This is a genomic window from Actinomadura sp. WMMB 499 (assembly GCF_008824145.1).
In the GTDB taxonomy this organism is placed as follows: domain Bacteria; phylum Actinomycetota; class Actinomycetes; order Streptosporangiales; family Streptosporangiaceae; genus Spirillospora.
Genome location: NZ_CP044407.1, coordinates 2,186,123 through 2,205,521 on the forward strand (window position 1 = coordinate 2,186,123; position 19,399 = coordinate 2,205,521).

Annotated in this window: 16 protein-coding genes; 7 read left to right on the plus strand and 9 right to left on the minus strand. The window is 73.3% G+C overall.

From position 1 onward, the window contains the following. Positions 1 to 70 precede the first annotated feature (70 nt). The 6 genes from F7P10_RS09590 to F7P10_RS09615 all read right to left on the minus strand — a co-directional run bounded on the left by F7P10_RS09590 (position 71) and on the right by F7P10_RS09615 (position 5,664). On the minus strand, positions 71 to 1,699 hold the full coding sequence (locus F7P10_RS09590; protein ID WP_151009023.1) for an amino acid adenylation domain-containing protein: 1,629 nt from the start codon (positions 1,697 to 1,699) through the stop codon (positions 71 to 73). Then, positions 1,656 to 2,447 carry a thioesterase II family protein gene (locus F7P10_RS09595; protein WP_151009024.1) on the minus strand — a complete coding sequence of 264 codons (792 nt, stop codon included), beginning with the start codon at positions 2,445 to 2,447 and terminating at the stop codon, positions 1,656 to 1,658. Before F7P10_RS09595 ends, F7P10_RS09590 begins: the two co-directional genes overlap by 44 nt. Positions 2,448 to 2,449: 2 nt before the next feature. Then, positions 2,450 to 2,743 (minus strand): phosphopantetheine-binding protein, encoded by a 294-nt coding sequence (locus tag F7P10_RS09600; protein WP_176611378.1) that lies wholly within the window; start codon positions 2,741 to 2,743, stop codon positions 2,450 to 2,452. Further along, the gene (locus F7P10_RS09605; RefSeq protein ID WP_151009025.1) at positions 2,740 to 3,705 is read right to left on the minus strand and encodes a chlorinating enzyme; all 966 of its coding nucleotides are present in this window, start codon (positions 3,703 to 3,705) and stop codon (positions 2,740 to 2,742) included. Before F7P10_RS09605 ends, F7P10_RS09600 begins: the two co-directional genes overlap by 4 nt. Next, positions 3,702 to 5,135 carry a PLP-dependent aminotransferase family protein gene (locus F7P10_RS09610; protein ID WP_218040444.1) on the minus strand — a complete coding sequence of 478 codons (1,434 nt, stop codon included), beginning with the start codon at positions 5,133 to 5,135 and terminating at the stop codon, positions 3,702 to 3,704. Before F7P10_RS09610 ends, F7P10_RS09605 begins: the two co-directional genes overlap by 4 nt. Before the next feature lie 262 nt (positions 5,136 to 5,397). Then, positions 5,398 to 5,664, minus strand: a complete 267-nt coding sequence (locus F7P10_RS09615) for a hypothetical protein (RefSeq protein ID WP_176611379.1) — start codon at positions 5,662 to 5,664, stop codon at positions 5,398 to 5,400. A gap of 927 nt (positions 5,665 to 6,591) precedes the next feature. Between F7P10_RS09615 and F7P10_RS09620 the strand changes: the two genes are divergently transcribed. Further along, positions 6,592 to 7,590 carry a helix-turn-helix transcriptional regulator gene (locus F7P10_RS09620; RefSeq protein ID WP_176611380.1) on the plus strand — a complete coding sequence of 333 codons (999 nt, stop codon included), beginning with the start codon at positions 6,592 to 6,594 and terminating at the stop codon, positions 7,588 to 7,590. Here the strand turns inward: F7P10_RS09620 and F7P10_RS09625 are convergent. Both F7P10_RS09625 and F7P10_RS09630 read right to left on the minus strand, forming a co-directional pair. After that, positions 7,517 to 8,035 carry a hypothetical protein gene (locus F7P10_RS09625; protein WP_151009027.1) on the minus strand — a complete coding sequence of 173 codons (519 nt, stop codon included), beginning with the start codon at positions 8,033 to 8,035 and terminating at the stop codon, positions 7,517 to 7,519. The genes F7P10_RS09620 and F7P10_RS09625 overlap by 74 nt on opposite strands. Before the next feature lie 34 nt (positions 8,036 to 8,069). Further along, the gene (locus tag F7P10_RS09630; protein WP_151009028.1) at positions 8,070 to 8,600 is read right to left on the minus strand and encodes a MauE/DoxX family redox-associated membrane protein; all 531 of its coding nucleotides are present in this window, start codon (positions 8,598 to 8,600) and stop codon (positions 8,070 to 8,072) included. A gap of 283 nt (positions 8,601 to 8,883) precedes the next feature. On the opposite strand from F7P10_RS09630, the gene lanKC reads away from it, so the two are divergent. The 6 genes from lanKC (at position 8,884) to F7P10_RS09660 (ending at position 18,277) form a co-directional block, all read left to right on the plus strand. Continuing rightward, positions 8,884 to 11,505, plus strand: a complete 2,622-nt coding sequence (gene lanKC / locus F7P10_RS09635; protein WP_151009029.1) for a class III lanthionine synthetase LanKC — start codon at positions 8,884 to 8,886, stop codon at positions 11,503 to 11,505. Beyond that, positions 11,502 to 11,672, plus strand: a complete 171-nt coding sequence (locus F7P10_RS09640) for a SapB/AmfS family lanthipeptide (RefSeq protein WP_151009030.1) — start codon at positions 11,502 to 11,504, stop codon at positions 11,670 to 11,672. The genes lanKC and F7P10_RS09640 overlap by 4 nt, the downstream gene beginning before the upstream one ends. A 286-nt stretch (positions 11,673 to 11,958) precedes the next feature. Then, positions 11,959 to 13,665: an ABC transporter ATP-binding protein gene (locus F7P10_RS09645; RefSeq protein ID WP_254716516.1), complete on the plus strand. Its 1,707-nt coding sequence runs from the start codon at positions 11,959 to 11,961 to the stop codon at positions 13,663 to 13,665. Then, positions 13,662 to 15,494: an ABC transporter ATP-binding protein gene (locus F7P10_RS09650; protein WP_151009031.1), complete on the plus strand. Its 1,833-nt coding sequence runs from the start codon at positions 13,662 to 13,664 to the stop codon at positions 15,492 to 15,494. Before F7P10_RS09645 ends, F7P10_RS09650 begins: the two co-directional genes overlap by 4 nt. A gap of 75 nt (positions 15,495 to 15,569) precedes the next feature. Further along, positions 15,570 to 16,757: a cytochrome P450 gene (locus F7P10_RS09655; protein ID WP_151009032.1), complete on the plus strand. Its 1,188-nt coding sequence runs from the start codon at positions 15,570 to 15,572 to the stop codon at positions 16,755 to 16,757. Between the two features lie 59 nt (positions 16,758 to 16,816). Further along, on the plus strand, positions 16,817 to 18,277 hold the full coding sequence (locus F7P10_RS09660) for a class I adenylate-forming enzyme family protein (RefSeq protein ID WP_151009033.1): 1,461 nt from the start codon (positions 16,817 to 16,819) through the stop codon (positions 18,275 to 18,277). Positions 18,278 to 18,294: 17 nt separating this feature from the next. On the opposite strand, the gene F7P10_RS09665 is transcribed toward F7P10_RS09660, so the two are convergent. Beyond that, positions 18,295 to 19,362 (minus strand): hypothetical protein, encoded by a 1,068-nt coding sequence (locus F7P10_RS09665; RefSeq protein ID WP_218040445.1) that lies wholly within the window; start codon positions 19,360 to 19,362, stop codon positions 18,295 to 18,297. Between the last annotated feature and the right edge of the window lie 37 nt (positions 19,363 to 19,399).

Consider the following 19,399-nt stretch of genomic DNA (forward strand, 5'->3'; position numbering starts at 1 on the left):
TCCGTCACCCCCGCCGCGCGGGCGTCGCGGCTTCACGTCACACGACAGAGACATACCCGTTTCGTTGCCATTAGTCCGTTTCGTCGGGGTTGGGGTGGGGTCGATCCGGCGCGGTCACCGGCGCGCCGGTCGCGCGTTCGTGAAGGGTCAGCAGGGCGCGCCGGTCGACCTTCCCGTTCGCCGACAGCGGCAGCGCGGCGCAGAAGTGGATCACCGAGGGGATCAGGTATTTCGGGAGTTCCGCCCTCAGGTGCTCGCGAACCGACGCCGCCGTGCACGCCTCGTGCTCCGGGACGACGAAGGCGACCAGGGTCCTCTCCCCCGCCGCCGTCGCGCCGACCACGACGTGGCTCTGCCGGACGTGCGGGTGCCGGTTGAGGTGGTGGACGACCTCGCCGGGCTCGATGCGGTGCCCGTTGATCTTCACCTGGTCGTCCAGCCGCCCCAGGAACACGACGGCCCCGTCGGGCCGGAAGCGGCCCCGGTCGCCGGTGCGGTACAGCCGTTCCCGGCGCCCGCCGATGTCGCGCTCGACGAACCGCTCGCGGGTCGCGGCGGGGTTCGCGAGGTAGCCGGGCGAGAGGCCCGGCCCGGCGAGCCAGACCTCCCCCGTCTCCCCCGCCCCGCAGAGCCGGTCGCCGTCGACGAGGTAGAGGCGCGTGTTCTGGATCGGCGTGCCGATCGGCAACGGCGAGCCGTCCGGGTCCAGCGCCCGCACCGGGTGGTAGGTGGCGAAGGTCGTGCTCTCGGTCGGGCCGTAGGCGTTGACGATCCGGTCCGGACCGTAGTGCCGCAGTGCGGCGGCGATGTGCCGCAGCGAATGCGCCTCGCCGCCGGTGAGGATCGTCCCGACGCTCGCGAGCGTCGCGGGCGCCTCGTCCACGATCGTGTTGAACAGCGCCGCCGTCAGCCAGACGACGGTGACGCGCTGCGCCTCCAGCACCTTCCTCAGCTCGGAGAACCGCAGGAAGGCGGACGGGTACAGGACGCACGTGCCCCCGTTCAGCAGCGCGCCCCAGATCTCGAAGGTGGCCGCGTCGAAGGAGATCGGCGCCAGCTGGAGCAGCCGGGCGTGCTCGTCGAGCCGCGCGTAGCGGGCGGCATGGACGAGCCGGACGATGCTCCGGTGGCGGATCGGAACGCCCTTGGGCGTCCCCGTCGAGCCCGAGGTGAAGTTGATGTAGGCGATGTCGTCGGGGTCCGCCCGCACCGCCGGAGCCGCCCCGGACACCGCACCGCCCGCCGCACCGTCCGCGGGCACGAACCGCTGCTCGGGCAGGCGGGCGCGCAGTGCCGGGGGCCGGTCGGTCACGACGACGCCGCAGCGGGCCCGGCCGAGGACGAGGCGCAGCCGTCCGTCCGGCCAGTCCGGGTCGAAGGGGAGGTAGGCGGCACCGCACTTGAGCACCGCGAGCAGCGCGGCGATCAGCTCGGGCGACCGGGCGCAGCACACGCCGACGACGTCGCCGCGGCCGACCCCGGCCTCGTGCAGGCGGGCGGCGAGGCCGTCGGCGAGGAGGTCGAGCTCCCGGTAACTGAGGGTGCGTTCGCGGTGCACGACGGCGGTCGCGTCCGGGGTGCGGACGGCCTGCCGCTCGAACAGCGCCGCGACCCCGCGGTCGTCGGGATACTCCACGGCGGTCCGGTTGATCCGATCATGAATGGCCAGCGCCCCGGGGGCGGCCACCAGCCGTCGCACCTGACGTCCCCAATCTCTCGTTGATCACGTCCAGGACGAGCCCGCGGTGGCTGTCGACGAAGAAGTGCGCGCCCGGCAGCTCGACCAGCTCGCACCCGCGGCCGCCGAACGCGGGCCAGTCCGCCATCGCCGCGAGCGGGTCGATCGGGTCGTCCCGCCCGTAGAGCACCGTCAGCGGCACGTCCAGCGGCGTCGCCGCGCGGTCGTCCCACAGCTCGGCGAGCCGGAGGTCGCTGCGCACGGCGGGCACGAGCATCCGCATCAGCGGTTCGCTGGCGAGCAGGTCCTCGGGCATGCCGCCCATGTCCCGCAGCGCCGCCCGGAACTCCGCGTCGGGCAGCGGATGGAGGTGGGGGCGGCGGTGCCGGTTCGGGCTCCGGCAGCCGGACACGAACAGCCGCACGGTGCGGCCGGGGTGCTCGGCCGCGGCGAGGTGCGCCAGCTCGTAGGCCGTCCTGCCGCCGAAACTGTGCCCGAAGAACGCGTGCGGTGCGTCCAGGAGCGGGGCCAGCGCGGCGGAGGCGCGCGCCAGCAGGGTCGCCCAGTCGGCGCACGACGGTTCCTTGATCCGCGAGCCCCGGCCGGGGAGCCTGACCGCCACCAGCCCGACGTTGTCGTCCAGCGCGTCCGCCCAGGAGCGGAACAGGGCGGGGTTCCCGCCCGCGTACGGGACGCAGATCAGGGTGACGGCCGGCTCGCGCGACGCCCGCTTGAGCCGCAGCAGCCACGGGTCGCCGTCAGGCGGCACGGTCAGCCCTCCCGGTCGCGGGCCGTCGCCGGAACGTGCCGGGCCAGGGTGGCCACGAGCTCGCCCACCGTGCTGCCCTCGAACAGCGCCTCGGGCGGCAGCGCGTCCTCGCCGAACTCCTCCTCCGCGCGTCCGATCAGCTTCGCGGCCGACAGCGACGTGCCGCCCGCCTCGAAGAAGTCGTCCTCGTCGTGCCGGAGCGGGAGCCCCAGGTCCTGGCACGTTCCGAGAACCCAGTCGCGCAGCCGTCCCGCGTCCCCGCGCACGTTGTCCCCGCGCACGGCGTCCCCGCTCACGCGTGCGCTCCCGTCCGGCGCGCCTCGAACGGCCGGCCCGACCGGGTCGCGTCCGCGAACCTGTTGTGCCCGAACACGTCCCGGCCGGACACCAGCACGTTGCCGAACTTCTCCAGGCTCACCGAACCCCCGAACTCCTCCAGCCGGTCGGAGTAGGGGTAGACGCGGACGGAGGTGGGCAGGTACCGGCCCGCGTAGCCGAGCCGCATCGTGCCGGTCTTCCCGCTGTGCGGGTGGGAGGCGTGCATGAGCGTGGACCAGAAGATGACGAACTGGCCTTGGCGCATCACCTGCGAGACCGCCTTCGTCTCATCCGGGCTCCAGTCGGGATCTTTCTGCAGCTGCCGGTAGTCGTAGCCGAAGAAGCCGCGCCGGACCCCGTTCTTGTCGACCTTGTTGATGGCCTCGGCGTCGTACGTCATGACCTTGGACTCGTCATAGTTCATGGTCTTGTGCGAGCCGGGAATGAACTGCAGGCAGCCGGTGTCGACGCTCGCTTCGGTGAACGCCGTCCAGACGGTGACGGTGCCGCCGAACTCGGCGTCCTCGGGCCAGACGATCTGCGGATGCTTGGCGCCCGCGACATTGGAGAAGTTGTCGGCCTGGTGCCAGTCGGTTCCCTCGTCGCCCGGGTATTTGGGGAAGAACTCGCTGCGCCAGCACAGCACGTCCGGACCGAGAATGCTCGCGACGCGGTCGACGATCTCGGGCCGGGTGATGTGCTCGGCCAGAAAATCGACGTCGAGATGGCGGTCGTAGTTGGCGAGGTTGGTGCTCCCGGAGACCGCCTGATCCTCGACGTAGACGGAGGTCTTCGTATTGAGCAGTTTGGGACGCAGGGCACGCAGGTTGCGCTCCATCTCGTCCGGCGCGTAGAGGTCGAACGGCCCGAGGTAGCCGTCCCGCTGGAACTGCGCCAACTCGTCGGCGCTCAGCGAGAAGTCGGGTTTCTGCTGGTTCATTTCCTGCCCTTCCGGTCGTGGATCTCTCGCAGTTTCCGGAGTCCCGGCTCGATCGCGTCGACCGGCACCGCTCCGTAGCCGAACAGCAGCCCGTGCGCGGAGTTCGGCGGGTCCGTGAAGTCGCCGAGCGAGTACAGCCAGATCCCCGCCCGGCGCGCGGCCAGCACGAGCGGCCACATGTCCCGCTCGGCGCGGACGGTCACGTGCAGCCCGGCCTCCGCCGGCACGAGCGTCAGGACGTCGCCGAAGTCGCGCGCGAGGACGTCGATCAGCACCTCGCGCCGGGCTCCGTACTCGCCGTGCACCGTGCGCAGGTGATCAGCGAATCCGCCGCCGGCCAGGAACCGCGCCAGCGCGGCCTGCTCCACGCTCGGGGTGCCGACGTCCGTGAGGTACTTCGCCTTCGCCAGCGCTGGCCGCAGCGCGGCCGGGGCGACCATGTGCCCGAGCCGCAGCATCGGCAGCAGCACCTTGGAGAACGAGCCGACGTAGAGCACGTGGTCGGCAGCCATCGCGCGCAGCGGTTCCAGCGGCCGGTCGGTGAAGGTCAGCTCGCTGTCGTAGTCGTCCTCCACGATCACCGCGCCGCGCCGCCGCGCCCACGCCAGCAGGTCCAGCTTGCGGCGCAGCGACATCGGCGTGCCCAGCGGGAACTGGTGCGACGGGGTGACGTAGACGAGCCGGCAGTCGTCCGGGATCTCGGCCACGACGACGCCCTCCGCGTCGACCCGGACCCCGACGGGCTCGGCTCCCAGGCTCGCGAACATCTGCCGCGGCGGCGGGTAGCCCGGGTTCTCGACGGCGACCCGGTCGCCCGGCCGCAGCAGCACGCGGGCCGCGAGGTGCACCGCCTGCTGCGATCCGTTGGTGACGAGGACGTCCGCCGCCGTCGCGCGGACGTCCCGGACCCGCCGCAGGTGCGCGGCGATCTCCGTCCGCAGGTCGGCGTTTCCGCGCGGATCCTCGTAGACCAGCGACTGGGACGGCATCGCGGCCAGTTGCTCCGCCAGCAGGTGCCGCCAGGTTTCCGTCGGGAACAGGTGCCTGTCCGGTATCCCGGTGCGGAAGTCGTATTCGGGCGCCGCGCCGGGCCGCGCCGGCGGTTTCGGCAGGTCCGCCCAGAGTTCGATCGGCGCCGCGGGCCGCCCGGGCGGCCGCGTTTCCCGCACGCCGACGCGAATGCGCGGCCCGCCCTGGTGCAACTCCACGAAACCTTCGGCGCTCATCCACCCGTAGGCCGCACCGACCGCGCCTTCCGCGACGTCAAGGTGCCGCGCCAACTCCGCCACCGATGGCAGCGCGTCACCGTCGCATAAGCCGCCCGCCATAATTGCGAGACGGATCTGCCGGTATATTTGACGGGGCGGGGACAGGGAATCCTCGTGGTCGAGGCTGATCTCCAGCATGTTCGAGCCGCCAGTCGCAGGCATGACGAACCGGACTTGGATCGGTCCGTTATCTACGGGTGGGATTACTTGCGGGGTTCGGCCGTGTCAGGCAGGACTCTACTCCGTACTCGACCGTTGCGATGTGATCTATATCACCTTGCAGTCACGCACAACTCGGTGGAGATCACCGGCTTCCGCACACGCCCCCTCCGCACCCCCCGCCGACCGGCTCACAAGTTGATCTCCATGCGATTCCGGCGATGGATTTTCTGCCGACATCGCGTTCTTGCAGTACAGGGGCGACTCATGTGCGACTGCCATTACCGCAGGAAGCACCGAGCCGATACCGCTCGGGGCCCGGTTCAGTCCGGAGCCCGGCCTCGGCCGCGTCCGCCCGCGAGGCCCGCTGCGGGACGGCCCGCCATTCCCGCTCGTCCCCCGTCCAGGAGCCGAGGACGCCCGGATGGTCGACGTCGAGGTACGCCGTGACCGGCGACGACGACCACGCGCGGCGCACGGCGGCGCCCAGCCGGACGGCCTCGCAGGCGGGAAAGTCGTCGCGTCGCGCCACAGCGCCGGCTCCACCGGACGGTCGGCGGTGCCGAGTTCGGCTTTCGCCGCCGACCGCGGGCGGCGGACCCACGGCCGGACGGGCAGTCCCGCTGAAGGGAAGCAGCGGCGCGGTGGCACCGGATTCCGTTCGCTCGTTGCCGCCGCATGCGGGGAACGATGCGCAGGCGCGCCGCCCGGCGGGCGGGGCGGCGCCATTCCACCCGACGTCGCTCGGGCGGCCGAGAAAATGCCGGCGGCGCCTTCAGCGGACCGGCGCCCAGTTCGGACGGTGCCTTCGGGGGACGATCGGCACATAGCAGAACAGTGCCGCACGTGCCGCAGACCGCGCCCTACACAAAGCGGCGTCGACGACGATAACAATTGCGCGTCCCCCACTAGAAGAGTCGACAGAATAGTGAAATTCGGCCGCCGCTCCACTACATCTCCCGGAACGCCTCACTCGGAAACTCCCGCCCCCCGGCCTCCGCCGCCCGGCCCTGAAGCCCGCGGCGGCCGCGACCGCACCACAGGGCTGTCACCTTGACGGCAGCGGCGACCTTGCCGCACGCGGCCGGCGCGCCACCCGTCGGCCTCCCCTCCGGCCGGGAGGCGAAGCGCAGCATATGCAGACAAATTACTGCGTCGGAACGGGACCGAAAAGATCCTTTCGCGCGGCGGACACATCGCGCGGTAGACGATCACCTGGCGCTCCGGCAAGAGCGCACTGGAATGCAGGCGAACGAAATATCTCACTCCATGTCTTGACTGGCCCGTAGTCGTCAGGTTAGACATGTCAGGCAAGTCAATGGCATGCCCAGGGGATGCACTTCATGCCATTGGTCGGGGACCAGCGGGGTGTGCGTTCCGTGCTGCGACATGTCTTTCGGTCGTGGTCCCTGTGTCTCGCGTTGTCGGACAACGGAGGACGATGGGATCGGGGGACCCCATGCTGCACATTCGCTTCACCGGTCATGATCTGGCGCGCACCAGGCTCTCCGGGGCGCACCCGCTATGGGAGACCGTCCTGAGCGTTCGGGCGCTCCGGACGCGGTCCGGCCGGGGGATGCTCGACGGGTGGCGCGCGCGGACGCGCGCCCGCCTGCCGCGGTCGAGCCGGATACTGATGGCGCTGTGCCCGGCGGAAGGACCGTTCGCGGAATTCCTCATGCGCGGCGGGGAGGACCAGGGCTGGAACGAGAGCATCGAGGCGATCGTCTCGACGCCCGGCGATCGGCTGGCCCGGGAGCTCTCCGCGTTGCCGCGGCTCCCGGTGCACGCGGAGCCCCTCGCGGCCGGGGACCCGGCGGCGCTCCGAGAACTCGGCGATGCGCTGCGGGATTACCGGTGCGCCGCGATCACCCCTTACTGGGATCGGATCCAGAGCAGAATCGACGTGGAGCGCAGTTTCCGGCTCCGGACGGTCGCCCGAGGCGGCGTCGAGCTCCTGCTGTCGACTCTCTCGGCCGACACCCGCTGGGACGCCGGTGTCCTGGAAGTCCGATGTCCGGAGTCACGGACGGTCAAGCTGGACGGGCGCGGGCTGGTGCTGGCGCCCTCGGTGTTCTGCGGCCGCAGGCCCGTCCTCCTGGAGAACCGGGACGGGCATGGGCCCGCGGTGCTGTTCTTCCCCACGTTCACCGACTTCGGGGCGGCACTGCACGATCATCCGTGCGAGCGGCCCGACGCGCTCTCGGCACTGCTGGGGACGACCCGCGCGGCCGCGCTCTGCGGGGCGGCGGACGGGACGACCACCACGGAACTGGCCAGGCGGCTGGGCGTCACCCCGGCCACGGCCAGCGAGCACGCGAAGGTCCTCCGCGAGGCGGGCCTGATCACCACCGGACGGGTGGGCCGGCAGGCGGTGCACGCGATCACGCCGCTGGGCGTCGCCCTGTCCCGCCGTCCCGTGCCGGCTTCGCCGCAGCGGGTGCGGCCAGTTCCTTGAGGAGGTCGAGGGAGCGGACCGGCACCGCCCTGCGCACCCGGCCGGACTCGACGAGCACGGCGAACGGCGTCCCCGGAACCCGGTAGGCGGACATGAGCTCCCGCTCCCCGGTGTGCACGGGGATGAGCCCGTCGTCCACGGGGAGGCCGTCGCCCGAGAACACCGCCCGCATCGGAACGCTCGCCGGGTCGGCCGCCAGCGCCACGGCCTCCTCCAGAACGGCGGGGCAGCCGCCGCAGCCGGAGCTGAGGAACAGCAGCAGCGTCGGCCCGGCCGGGGCGACCCCGAGCCGGTCGAGTCCGGGCGCCCTCGTACCGGCGGGCAGGCCGGGCTCGGGAACGCGGGCCTCGACGGCGCGCAGCCGCCGGTTCACCCGGACGAGCGCGAGGGCCAGCAGGACCAGGGCCGTCCAGCAGACCAGGTCGGCGGTCGTCTCGAACGTCATGTCGGCGGTCTCCTTCCGGCCTGCGCGCCGGTCCTCACCGGGCCGGCGCGGCGGCGGACGGCAGTGCGGGAAGTTCCCACAGCAGGATCGCGAACACGGCCCCGGCCAGTGCCGCCACGCCCGCCCGGCCGCCGGTCGCGGCGGCGGCCGGACCGGCCGCCGCCACCGCCCATCCCGCCGCGGCCGCCAGCGCGGCGGCCCTGGCGACCACCCATCCGTTCATCGGCGTTCCCGCGGCCGAACAGCCGCACGGGACGTCCCGCCGGGTGCGGGCGACCACGAGGCCGTAGGCGGCGTAACCGCACAGCAGCGCCGCGCCGGCGGCCATCGCGACGCGCAGCTGGCCGGGCCGGTCGGCGAGCAGGGCGTGCGCGGCCAGCACGGCGGGCACCGCCTCCGCCGCGGGCACGGCCGCGGCCAGCGGACCGATCAGGCGCGGCGCGACGGTTCCCTGCGCGTGCAGCGCCCCGGTCAGGACGGAGGGCCGCAGCGCGTGGCCCACGGCCCCGGCGGTCAGGACGAGCACGACCAGCGAGGCCGCCGTGGCGCCGATCATCATGGCCATCGGATCACATCGCATCACATCGCTTCGCGTTGCCCGCCCGGAAAGTGCGCCGGTCCCCGGCCACTTGAACTATAACCACGCGGAAGCCGGACGGGAATGTCGATCGTCGGCCGCCAAAGTCGCACGACGGTCCCGGCGACCCCGCTGACCGGCACGTTCAGGTCAGCGCCGAAGCATAATTCGTGGACATTTCGGAGAGCGCCGAAGAGAGTCGCCGTCCGGTCGGCACATCGCCCACCATGTCGGCTATGCCGGGACCCCCGGGTGCTGATTGGAGCCATGCATGGATCTTCGGTATCACGCGTACGGAATGGTGGATCCGGTCTTCTATGACGCGCCTTCCACCGAGGTTCCCGGCGAAGACGACGGCTTCTCCGCAGGCAGGCAGGTGCCGGACGGCTGGACGCGACAGCCGAGAGGCGTCTGGACGATGCAGGGGCGAACCGACGGATCGATTCCCGACCAGGGCTGGAAGATCCACGTTTCGGCCGGACTGCACAATGCCGAAGAAATTCTGGACATCGTCGCGAAATACTGCGTCGAGCACGACGTCTTCTTCAAGTACCTGCGCAGCCGACGCGTGCTTCTGGCCCGCAACAGCAAGTACGCCGAACGCGGCGGAAGCGGAAAATTCATGACGATCTATCCCGCCGACGAGCGGGTCCTCGAACAGACGCTGCGTGAACTCGGCGGCATGCTCGAAGGGCAGCGGGCCCCCTATATCCTGAGCGATCTCCGCTGGGGATCCGGGCCGCTGTTCGTGCGCTACGGCGGCTTCCGGGAAAGGTCGTGCCGGTCGGAGTACGGCGAGCCGGTGCCGGCCATCGAGACGCCGGACGGCCGGCTCGTCCCGGACCACCGCGATCCGGTCTTCCGGGTTCCGGACTGGGTCACCGTGCCCGCCTGCCTCGAGCCGGCGCTGGCCGCCCGCGATACCGGCACGCCGGACGACTTCCCGTTCGAGATCCACAAGGCGCTGCACTTCTCCAACGGCGGGGGCCTCTACCGCGCCACCGACACCCGCACCGGCGGGGAGGTCCTGGTCAAGGAGGCGCGGCCGATGGCCGGGCTGGACCGCGACGAGGACGACGCCGTCGTCCGGCTGGACCGGGAACGCCGGTTCCTCGAGCGCATGGCCGACCTCGACTGCATCCCCCGCATGGTGGACCACCGCGTCTGCTGGGAGCACCACTTCCTCGTCCGCGAGTTCGTGGCCGGGGAGACCCTGTCGCACCACATGGTGCGCCGCAACCCGCTGCTGCACGTCGGCGCGACCGCCGACGAGATCGCCGGCTACGCCGCCTGGGCGCTGGACATCCTGGAGCAGATCGAGCTGGCGCTGGACGAGCTGCACCGCCGCGGTGCCGTGTTCGGTGACCTGCACCCCGGCAACATCATCGTGCGGGACGACGACACGATCGCGTTCGTCGACTTCGAACTGGTCGCCGACGCCGCGCAGGCGACGCGTCCGGCGCTGGGCGCGCCCGGCTACCAGGCCCCGCCCGGCTACACCGGCGTCGCCGTCGACCGGTACGCGCTGGGATGCATCCGGCTGGCCGTCTTCATGTCGCTGACCGCCGTCCTGCGCTGGGACGACGGCAAGGTCGAGCAGTTCATCGAGTTCGTCACCGGGCGCTTCCCGCTGCCCGCCGACTACGCCGGCAAGGTCCGCGCCGACATCCGCTCCGGCACGCCGTCCGGACGCCCGGACGGCGGCCCGCCCGGGGCGAGCGCGCTGTGGCCGGAGCCCGCGCCCGCGTCCTGGGACCGGCTCCGCGACTCGATCGCGGGCGCGATCCTGTCGGCCGCCACCCCGCACCGGACCGACCGCCTGTTCCCCGGCGACATCGAGCAGTTCGCCACCTCCAACGGGGGCATCGGGTTCGGGCACGGCGCGGCGGGCGTGCTGTGGGCGCTGGCGGAGAGCGGCGCCGGACGGTTCCCCGAGCACGAGGACTGGCTGGTACGGGCCGTCGGCTCGGTGCAGCGGCCCCCGCCCGGCTTCTTCGACGGCGTCGCGGGGGTCGCGTACGCGCTGGACCGGCTCGGCCGACGCGCCGAGGCCCTGGAGATCATGGAGCACGCGCCCGAGCCGGACGCGGCGGTGGACCGCAGCCTGTTCCGCGGGCTGGCCGGGATCGGGCTCAACCAGCTCCATTTCGCGCGGAGCAGCGGCGACCGGTCGTACGCCGAGGCGGCGCGGGCGACCGCCGAACGGCTCGTCCGCGACCTCGACCGTCCGCAGGACGGCCTGTACCGGGCCGGGCTGATGTACGGCTCGTCCGGTCCGGCGCTGTTCCTGATCCGGTTGTTCGAGGCGACCGGGGACCGGAGCCTGCTCGACCACGCCGAGCGGGCGCTGCGGCGGGACCTGGACGCCTGCAAGTGGACGCAGAAGGACCGCACCCTCCAGGTGGACGAGGGGTGGCGGGTGCTTCCGTACGTCGCCACCGGCAGCGCGGGCATCGGGCTCGTCCTGCACGAGTACCTGCGCCATCGCGCGGAGCCGGAGTTCCAGGAGGCCCAGGAGGGCGTCCGCCGCGCCGCGGAACCGCACTACTTCGTGCAGAGCGGCCTGTTCAACGGCCGCGCCGGGATCCTGGCCTACCTGCTGCACACCGGTGCGGGGCCCGGCGACCCGGCGGTGCGGCGCCATCTGCGCAACATCGGCTGGCACGCCGTCCCGTTCCCCGGCCGGGAGTCCGACCAGGAGCCCGAGCGGGACGCCGAGCGGGACGCCGGCGGGGCGCCGGAGCGGATCGCCTTCATCGGGGACCAGCTCCTGCGGCTGTCGATGGACCTGGCCACCGGATCGGCCGGGGTCCTGCTCACCCTGGGCGCCGCGCTGAGCGGCCGCCCCCTCGAACTCCCCTTCCTCAGTCCCGCGGAAGGGGCGGACCGATGACGATCCTCGACACCGCGAAGGAGGTGAACACCGACATGGCCTCGATCCTCGAACTGCAGAACCTGGACGTCGAGCGCGCCGACTCCGCAGCCGCCGCCGACAGCAACGGCAGCGTGTGGGAATGCTGCAGCACCGGCAGCTGGGTTCCCTTCACCTGCGGCTGCTGATCGACGTTCCGTACCCCGCCGATCGCGACCGCACGCTCCCGACCCCCTTACGTGACCGGAAAGAGGTGAAACCGAAAATGGCGAAGATTCTCGAACTCCAGAGCCTCCACGTCGAGCACGCCAGCGGAGCGCGAAGCGACTTCAGCTGGTGGGAGTGCTGCAGCCAGGGCAGCCTGTTCAACTGCTGCTGACCGGCCGAGCCGACCGATGGCGGTCCGTCCGGGGCGGGGTGCGCCGCGCCCCGCCCCGGGCGGGCCCGAACACGACGAGAGCCGGGGGTGCGGAAGTGCGTCGGGTGCGTGGCCGCGGCCGGATGGCGCCGCTGGTGGCGGCCGCCCTGGCCGGCGTCGGCTGCACCGTGGCGCTGCCGGCGGTCCTGGGCGCGGCCACCGAGGCCGTCCTGGCCGGCGGGGACGCGCGGGTGCCGCTGTCGGTGCTGGTCGCGCTGCTGGCCGCGGCGGTGGCGGCGGCCTACGCGCTCAAGGTGGCGGAGGTGGCGTGCATGTCCGCCGAGACCGTCCGGCTCCGATCGCGGCTGATCGAGCACGTGCTGGCGCTGGGGGTGCCCGGCGAGCGCGCGTTCGCCCCGGGCGACCTGGCGAGCCGGGTGGTCACCGGGGCGTCCCGGGCGGCGGGCGCCGCACCGGTGCTCGTCCAGCTCGTCGCCGGGCTGGCGACCTCGCTCGGCGGCGTCGCCGCGCTGTGGCTCATCGACTGGCGGCTGGTGGCGACCGTCGCCCTCGCGGTCCCGGCCGGGCTGGCGATGATGCGGATCTTCGTGCGCCACGCGTCCGGCCTGGTGGCGCGCTATCAGGAGCTGCAGGGCGAGATCTCCACCCGCATGCTCGACGCCCTGGCGGGGATCCGCACCGTCCGGGGCGCGGGCACCTGGCGGCGGGAGGCCGACCGGATCCTCGCGCCCCTTCCCGAACTGGCCGTCTCGGGACGGGACCTCTGGCGCGCCTACGGCCGGATCCAGGGGCAGGGGACGCTGCTGGTCCCGCTGACGGGGCTGGCCGCGCTGGCCGTGGCCGGGCAGGGCGTGCTGGCGGGCCGGATCTCGCCGGGGCAGATGCTCGCGGTCGCCGGCTACGCGCCGATGGCGCTCGGGCTCCTCGGGCAGGTATCGATGCTGCTGGGGCTGGCGCGGCTGCGCGCGGGCGAGCAGCGGATCGACGAAGTGCTGTCGGTGCCCGTACCGGAGCGCGGGCGCCGCCCGCTGCCGGACGGCCCGGGCGAGCTGCGCCTGCGCGGGGTGACCGTGCACGGTACCGACGGGCCGCTGCTGGAGGCCGTCGACCTGGCCGTCCCGGCCGGACGGTCCGTCGCGATCGTGGGACGGTCGGGGGCCGGGAAGACCACGCTCGCCATGGTCGCGGGCGGGCTCCTCGAACCGGACGCGGGGCGGGTGCTGCTGGACGGCGTCCCCCTGGCCGAGGCCGACCCCGCCTCGCTGCGGCGCGCGGTGGCGTACGCCTTCGAGCGGCCGCGGCTGCGGGGCGCTTCGGTCGCCGACGCGATCGGCTACGGGTGCGGGACGCCGCCCCGCGAGCGGATCGAGGGGGCCGCGGCGCTGGCGGGCGCGGACCGGTTCGTCCGGCTGCTTCCCGGGGGATACGACACCCCGCTGCGCGAGGCTCCGATGTCGGGCGGCGAGGAGCAGCGGCTCGGCCTGGCGCGGGCGTTCGTCCGGCCCGCCCGGCTGCTCGTCCTGGACGACGCCACCTCCAGCCTCGACTCGGTGACCGAGGCGCAGGTGGCGGCCGCGCTCGCGCGGGCCGCGGCGGGGCGCACCCGGCTGGTCGTCGCGCACCGGGCGGGCACGGCCGCGCGCGCCGACCTGGTGGCGTGGCTGGACGGCGGCGCGGTGCGGGCCGTCGGGCCGCACCGCGAGCTGTGGCGGGAGCGCGCCTACCGGGAGCTGTTCGAGCCTCCGGCACCCGCGTCCCGTCCCGGCGGTACCGGATCGGCCCGGGACGAGGGGGCACCATGACCGCACCGAACACACCGGACACACCGGACGTTCCGGCGGACGCGGTGCCCGGGCTCGGACGCCGGGCGTGGCGGCGGCCGCTCGCGGAACTGGTGCGCGAGCGCCGCGGGCTGGCCGTGACGCTGGCGTGGTCGCTCGCCGCGACCCTGCCCGCGCTCCTGTCGGGGCAACTGGTGGCGCGGTCCCTGGACCACGGCTTCCTGCGGGACGACCTCGCGGCGGGCCTCGGCTGGCTGGCGGTGCTCGGCGCGGCCATGGTGGTGGCCGCCGCGAGCGCGCGCCGCGTCCCGCCCGCGCTGGGACGGGTCGTCGAGCCGCTCCGGGACCGGCTGGTGCGCCGGGTCGTCACGGGGACGCTGCGGCGCGCGGTCGGGGCGGGCCCGGGGCGCCCCGGGATGTCGGTGATCACCCGCATGTCGGAACACACCGAGACCGTCCGCGACACGACGGCGGGCCTGCTGCTGGGCATGCAGCAGGTCGGGCTCACGGTGACGGCGGCCGCGGTCGGCCTCGCCCTGCTGGCGCCCGTCGTCGCCCTGCTGGTCGTCCCGCCGGTCGTGCTGACGCTGCTGCTGCTCGTCCGGCTGCTGCCGGAGCTGGCGGCCCGCGAGCGCACGTCGCTGCTGGCCGAGGAGCGGGTGGCCGACACGGTGAGCGGCGTCGTGTCGGGGGTGCGCGACGTGGTCGCGTGCGGCGCCGCGGCGGAGGCGGCGGGCGAGGCCGCCGGCGTCTTCCGCGCCCAGGCCGCCGCGGAGCGGGCGGCCGCCCGGGCGAGCGCGCTGCGGACCGCGCTGGGGACCGCCGGCGGGCACCTCTCCCTCGTCATGGTGCTGGCCGCCGGGCCGTGGCTGCTGCACGGCGGCGGGCTCACCACCGGAGAGCTGCTGGGGGCGCTCACCTACGTCACCGCGAACCTGCAGCCCGCGCTGCGGGCGGCGGTGCAGACGGCCGGCGGGGCCGCGGTCCGCCTCGGGGTCACGCTGCACCGGCTGGAGTCGTGCGCCGGCCCCGAACCGGAATCGCGGCCGGACGCCGCACCGGCGTCCGGCACCGGAGTCCCGGACGGCTGCGAGCTGCGCGTGGACCGGCTCACCTTCGCCTACGGCACCGGGGCGGAGCCGGTGCTGCGCGACGTGACGTTCGCGGTGCCGTACGGATCGCATCTGGCCGTCGTCGGCCCCAGCGGGATCGGCAAGTCGACGCTGGCGGACCTGCTGACCGGCGTCGCCGAGCCCGCGCGGGGCACGGTGTCGATCGGCGGGCTCCCGCTGGGGGCCGTGGACCCGGGCTGGTTGCGGCGCACCATCGCGATCATCCCGCAGGAGGCCTACGTCTTCGCCGGGTCGCTCCGGGAGAACCTCGCCTACCTGCGTCCGGCCGCCACCGAGGCCGAGATCGAGGACGCCGTCACGGCCCTCGGCCTGGGCCCGCTGCGGGACCGGCTCGGCGGTGCCGAGGCGGCCATCGGGTCGAGCTCGGGGCTGACCCCCGGGGAACGGCAGATGATCGCCCTCGCCCGGGTCTGGCTGTCCCCCGCGCGGATCGTGCTGCTCGACGAGGCGACCTGCCACCTCGACCCGGTCACGGAGGCGCGGATGGAGGAGGCGTTCCGGGCCCGGCCCGGCACGCTCGTCGTCATCGCGCACCGGCTGAGCTCGGCCCGGCGCGCCGACCGCGTCCTCGTCATGGACGGAGAGCGCACGGTTCTCGGCCGGCACGACGAACTGCCGCGGCGCTCCGGCCTCTACGCCGACCTCGTCGGCGCCTGGCAGGCCGGACGTCAGGAGGACGAGCGGCGGGACGGCGCCCGCGTCGACCAGCCTCACTGACCTTTCCGAAAACATGCCTTTCCAGAACTGAGAGCTGCGTTCTACATTGTGGGGACCGCCAAGGGAGGGAGTGACGTGAGCGCCCCCGTTTACTGGGACCCGTACGACCCGCGGTTCTGGCAGGACCCGTACCCGACCTACGGCCGTCTCCGGGAGGAGGCGCCGCTGTACTACAACGAGAAGCACGACTTCTACGCCGTGACCCGGTTCGCCGACGTCGAGCGGGGCCTGCCCGACTGGCGGACGTTCTCCTCGGCCCGCGGCGGCATCCTGGAGCTGATCAAGTCGGGGATCGAGATCCCGCCGGGCACCCTCATCTTCGAGGACCCCGACATCCACGACGTCCACCGGCGGCTGCTCGCCCGCGTCTTCACCCCGCGCCGGATCGCCGAACTGGAGCCGCGGGTCCGCGACTTCTGCGTCCGGACGCTGGACCCGCTGGTGGGCGCGACGGAGTTCGACCTGATCCGCGAGGTCGGCGTCCAGATGCCGATGCGCGTGATCGGCATGCTGCTGGGCATCCCCGAGGCCGACCAGGAGGCCATCCGCGACTCCGCCGACGAGGCCCTGCGCACCGAGCCCGGCGGGCAGATGGACCACGCGGACGGCTCGCACTTCAGCAACGAGATGTTCCGCGAGTACATCGAGTGGCGCGCGAAGAACCCGTCGGACGACCTCATGACCGTCCTGCTGAACACCGAGTTCGAGGACGAGGACGGCACCACCCGCACCCTCACCCACGACGAGGCCCTGACCTACACCACCGTCGTGGCCGGCGCCGGGAACGAGACCACCGGACGGCTCATCGGCTGGCTCGGCTCCGTGCTCGCCCAGCACCCCGACCAGCGGCGGGCCCTCGTGGACGACCCGTCGCTGATCCCCGGCGCGATCGAGGAGACGCTGCGGTACGAGCCGCCCGGTCCGTCCATCGCCCGCTACGTCACCAGGGACGTCGAGTTCCACGGGCGCACCGTTCCCGAGGGCAGCGCGATGCTGTTCATCGTGGCCGCGGCCAACCGGGACGAGAACCGGTACCCCGATCCCGACCGGTTCGACGTCCGCCGCGGGATGAGCCAGCAGCTGACCTTCGGCCTCGGCGTCCACTACTGCCTCGGCGCCGCGCTCGCCCGGCTCGAGGGGCGGGTGGCGCTGGAGGAGATGCTCAAGCGCTTCCCGGAGTGGGACGTCGACTGGGACGGCGCCAAGCTCGCCCAGACGACGACCGTCCGCGGCTGGGAGACGCTCCCGCTCACGATCGGCTGACCCCCGACCCCCGTCGCTGCAGAAGCACATTCTCCCCATCGCGGAAGGCCGGTGTGAGCGTGCACGGTACGGAAACGAGCCAGGCCCGGCGGATCGCGCTGCTGGCGAAGGAGCGCCCGGACTGGCCCGCCTACCTGCACGTGCGGGCGGACGGCACCGAGGAGGCGGTCACCTGCGCCCGGCTGGACGACCGGGCGGGCAGGCTCGCCGGCGCGTTCGCCGAGCGCGGTGTCGGGCACGGCGACCTCGTCGGCCTGGGCCTGCGCAACTCCCCGCGGTTCGCGATGAGCGTGTTCGCCGCGTGGAAGCTGGGCGCGGTGCCGGTGCCGGTGCGCTGGGACGTCCCGGACTGGGAGCTCGAACGACTGAAACGCGTGATCGATCCTCGCCTCTACCTCGGCCCGGACGACCTGGACTGGATCGACGCGTCGGCCGCGCGCCCGGTACCGGAGCTGCCCGACGTGGTGTCCCCGCACATGCAGGGCATCTGCAGCAGCGGCTCCACCGGCACCCCGAAGATCATCCTGAGTGCGGCGCCCGCCGTGCACAACCCGGTGCTCAGCACGCCGATGGCCGAGGCCTGGATGCCGGTTCCCCGGCCGCAGACCGTCCTGGTCCTGGCGCCGATGTACCACGTGAACGCGTTCGCGACGCTGTACAGCCTGGTCGACGGCGACCGGCTCGTGGTGATGGAGAAGTTCGACGCCGCGCTGGCCCTCGAGCTGATCGAACGGCACCGCGTCACGACGTTCACGGCGACGCCCACGATGCTGCAGCGGATGGCGGACGCTCCCGGAGCCGATGACCGCGACCTGTCCAGCCTCGTGTGGCTCCAGCAGGGCGCGGCGCCGATGCCCCCGTCGCTGGTGCACCGGTGGGCGGAGCTGATCGGCCCGGAGCGCATCGTGATGGCGTACGGGATGACCGAGGCGCTCGGCATCACCGCGCTGCGGGGCGACGAGTGGATGCTGCACCAGGGCAGCGTGGGGCGCGGGCTGCGCGGCACCGAGGTCCGGATCCTCGACGCCGACGGCCGCGACCTGCCGCCGGGGGAACTCGGCGAGATCTTCCTGCGCGCCCCGTCCTACGGCGGTTCGACCTACCTCGGCCAGGCCCCGCGGCTCGCGGAGACCCCGGACGGGTTCCGCGCCGTGGGCGACATGGGCTACCTGGACGGCGACGGCTACCTCTACCTCGTCGACCGCCGGGTCGACATGATCACATCCGGGGGCGCGAACGTCTTCCCCGCGGAGGTCGAGGCGGCACTGATCGACCACCCGGAGATCGCCGACGTCGTGGTCATCGGGCTGCGCGACGCCGAGTGGGGCCGCCGGGTGCACGCGCTCGTCCAGCCGGCCGATCCGGCGGCGCCGCCCACCGCGGCCGAGGTCGTCGCCTACGCGAAGGGACGCCTGGCGCCCTACAAGGTCCCGAAGACGGTCGAGCTGGTCGACGCGATCCCGCGCAGCGCGGCGACGAAGGTGAACCGCGGACGGCTCGTCGAGGCGCGGGGCGGTTGACGCCCGCCACGGCGGACCTATGGCCGACGGACGTGGCGGGAGGCCTGCGTGGGCAGGTCGGCGTAGGTGACGATGCCGGGCCTGGCGGCGACCACCGCGGGGACGGCGTTGACGACCGGCATCGCCGTGATCACCGAGCCGATGGCGAGCATGTCCTCCAGGCTCATCGAGGCCATGTCCTGCGGGAGGACCTCGACCCGCAGGTTGACCTGCGGGTGGCCGCGGACCTCGATGAGGTAGGCCATCGCCACCTCCCAGGCCGGGTCGAGCTCGGACGTCACCGTCCACCGGATGTGGGCCTCGACGGCGTCGGCGCCGCCCGACACGCCGATCCACCGGACGTCCAGCCCGGCGACCGTGCCGCGCCCGACCGGGCGTCCGGGAAGGTCCAGATCCTTGGTGGCGTGGGCGAAGCCGACCTCGCAGCGGACGTCGTCGATGGACGTGCCGAGCAGTTCGGCGAGCGCCTCCACGGCGTCGCCGAACGGCGCCGTGGCCCGGACGACGTCGTCGGCGTGGCCCGGATCGCCCGCGGGCCGGCCCCAGCCCAGCTCGTCCTGGTTCGCGTCCCCGGCCCACATGCCGATGTCGAACGACTCGAACACCGTGACGTACTCGACCTCGCGGCAGACGCCGGAGGCGACCGCGGCGAGCTGGTCGGCGTAGCCGGGGTTGACGCCGCTGCCGAACAGGCTGGCCCCGCCCGCCCGCGCCGCATCGTCCAGCGCCGCCCGCGCCTCCTCGCCGTAGGCGCGACCGGTCAGGAACGACGCGGTCGACAGGACGTTGACGCCCGCGCGCAGCAGCCGCGTCAGGTGCTCCACGTCGGGGTGCAGCGGCATGTACAGGACGCAGTCGGGCGCGAGCGCGATGATCTCGTCGATGTCGTTCGTGGCGGTGACGCCGACCGTGCGCCCGAGACCGGCGAGCTCGCCGGCGTCCCGACCCACCTTGTCCCCGCTGAAGGCGTACAGCCCGACGAGTTCGAGCTCGGGCCGCTCGACGACGGCTCGGAGCGACTGCCTCGCGACGTTGCCCGTCGTCCACTGGACGACGCGGACGGGGCGATCGGAGATGGGTTCCACCGGGCCTCCTCGACTTCACCGGAGCCCGAGCCTAGGC